The sequence below is a fragment of the Burkholderia sp. Se-20378 genome (assembly GCF_017104665.1).
Classification (GTDB): domain Bacteria; phylum Pseudomonadota; class Gammaproteobacteria; order Burkholderiales; family Burkholderiaceae; genus Burkholderia; species Burkholderia lata.
Window position 1 is genome coordinate 1 of record NZ_JAAGPG010000853.1, and the last position, 2512, is coordinate 2512.

Sequence of the window (2512 nt, forward strand, 5' to 3'; positions counted from 1 at the left end):
GGTGGCCTGGTGCAGCGTAGAGCAGCAGCAGAGCAGGACGCCGATGCCTGCCAACGTCGCGCCGCGGCCGTTCAACCCGCCGCGGCGGCTGCCGCCGTCGTTCACGGCGCCGGGCACCGGGCTGCGCACGAGCGGCGCCGACACCGTCGGCCTGACGGTCAGCCACTTCCTGACCGACCATATCGCGGTGACGTCGGTGGCCGGCGTGCCGCCGGTGTTCAAGGTGTCGGGCCAGGGCACGATCAAGCCGCCAGGACCTGCCGGCGCGCTCGGCACGCAGAACATCGGGCTGGCATCGGTCAACCCGATCGTGAAGAGCGTGCGGCAATGGAGCCCGGCCGTGCTGCTGCAGTACTACTTCGGGCAGGCCACCGCGAAGTTCCGGCCGTTCCTCGGCCTCGGCGTGTCGTACAACTGGTTCAGCGACCTGCAGCTCAACACGAACTTCATCAAGCAGACGCAGGACAACCTCGGCGCGATTCTCGCGGCGGGCGCGGGCAAGCCGGGTACGACATCGGTGGAGGCGAAGGCGTCGTCGTCATGGCAGCCGGTGTTCAACGCGGGCCTGCAGTACAACATGACCGAGCACTTCGGGCTGATCGCGTCGGTAACGTACATCCCGCTGAAGACGACGTCGACGGTGACGATCAAGGCAGCCGACGGCACGGTGCTCTCGGAGTCGAAATCGGACCTGAAGGCCGACCCGATCATCAGCTACGTCGGGATGACGTACAAGTTCTGAGCGCCGCGACGGACGACGAATGGAAGGCCGCGACAAAATCGCAGGCAAAAAAAAGCCCGCCTAAGAGGCGGGCTGAATCCATATCAGAGGAGACATGGAGGAGACAGGTGCAACTATAGCGAATCGGTTTCCGCAATGCAACATTTCCGTAGAGAAAATAAGGATTTTCCCTCGAATGTCGCCTCTAGACCGCTTTCACTGCATCTGACCCCACCCTGTTTTCCCGGTCGAGCACCTCGCCCAGCGCATCGCGCAGCAGCGCGACGGGCCGCACCAGCCGGCCCGGCAGCGCGCCGTGCACGATCCACACGTTGATCCGCGTCTCCAGCCCCACCGTTTCCACCACCCTCAGCGCATCGCGATGCGCACTGCGCGCCAGCGCGTTCGGCGCGGCGATGCCGATGCCCGCGCCGCGCGCGACGAGCGACAGCTGCAGCTCCGAGCCGAACGCCTCGACCGCGACGTCGAACGGCAGCCCGGCCGCGCCGAGCATGCGGCTCAGCGCCGAACGCATCCCGCAGCCGTCCTGACTCAGCACCCACGGAAAACCTGACAGCGTATCGATCGACAGCGGACCGGCCGGCAGCGGAAAGTCGCGCGCGGCGACGAGCACCGTCGGCTGCGTACCGAGCAGCGTCGACGCGAACGTGTCGGGCAGTGCCGAACTGGCCGGCACCATCACGGCCGCGACGTCGAGCGCGCCGCGCTCGATGCCCTGCATCAGTGCCGGCGACCAGCCGGCCGTCACGCGCAGCGTGAGACGTGGAAACGCGTCGCGCAGCCGGTCGATCGGTTGCTCGAGCGCCAGCTCGGACAGGAACGGCGGCACGCCGATGCGCAGCTCGCCCGACGGCTCGCTGTCCGGCGCGCCCGCCGCCATCAGCTCGTCGACCGCGCCCAGCACGTTGCGCGCGAGCGCGTAGACGTCCCGCCCGGCGGCGGTCGGCTTCAGCGGCTTGCTTTGCCGCTCCAGCAGCGGCATGCCGAGCAGGGTTTCGAGGTTCTGCACGCGCCGCGTCAGGCCGGGCTGCGTCAGGTGGAGCTTCGCGGCCGCGGCGACCATCGACCCGCTGTCGACCACCGCGACGAATGCCTGGAGATCACGCGCATTCAAAAACAAACTCGCATAATCATGTTAGAGATATTTCAATTGTCGCATAAACATCCGACGCCTACGATGGGTACTCCTTCGACCCATTCGCCAGGCTTCCGATGAACTGCCCTGCCAACCCTTGCCCCGCCGCCGCTCGCCCGCCCGTCAGCGCGTCCGCCGGCTCGCCGCCCGCGCTCAGCACGGGCATGACGGTGTTCTTCGCCGCGACGGTCGGCGTGATCGTGATGGACCTGTTCGCCGCGCAGCCGCTGACGGGCCCGATCAGCACCGACCTGCACCTGCCGCCCGGCCTGACCGGCCTCGTCGCGATGCTGCCGCAGCTCGGCTACACCGCCGGGCTCGTGCTGCTCGTCCCGCTCGTCGACCTGCTCGAGAACCGCCGCCTGATCGTCACGACGCTGGCCGCGTGCGCAGTCGCGCTCGCGTTGCCCGCGTTCACGCGGTCCGGCACCGTATTCCTGCTTGCGACGCTCGTGGCCGGCGCCGCGTCGAGCGTGATCCAGATGCTCGTGCCGATGGCCGCGTCGATGGCGCCCGAGGCGCAGCGCGGCCGCGCGGTCGGCAACGTGATGAGCGGGCTGATGCTCGGCATCCTGCTGTCCCGGCCGCTCGCGAGCCTGATCGCGGGCTCGGCCGGCTGGCGCGGGTTCTACGTG

Annotated in this window: 3 protein-coding genes; 2 read left to right on the forward strand and 1 reads right to left on the reverse strand. The window is 68.4% G+C overall.

Going from position 1 to position 2512, the window contains the following annotated elements:
- Positions 1–742, forward strand: a 742-nt coding sequence (locus G3N93_RS38220; protein ID WP_206135355.1) for an OmpW family protein, incomplete at its 5' end; no start/stop codon positions are given.
- A gap of 184 nt (positions 743–926) precedes the next feature.
- Here the strand turns inward: G3N93_RS38220 and G3N93_RS38225 are convergent.
- The gene (locus G3N93_RS38225) at positions 927–1856 is read right to left on the reverse strand and encodes a LysR family transcriptional regulator (protein WP_206135356.1); all 930 of its coding nucleotides are present in this window, start codon (positions 1854–1856) and stop codon (positions 927–929) included.
- A gap of 98 nt (positions 1857–1954) precedes the next feature.
- Here G3N93_RS38225 and G3N93_RS38230 point away from each other — a divergent pair.
- Positions 1955–2512: MFS transporter (locus G3N93_RS38230; protein WP_206135357.1), on the forward strand; the 558-nt coding region annotated here is incomplete at its 3' end.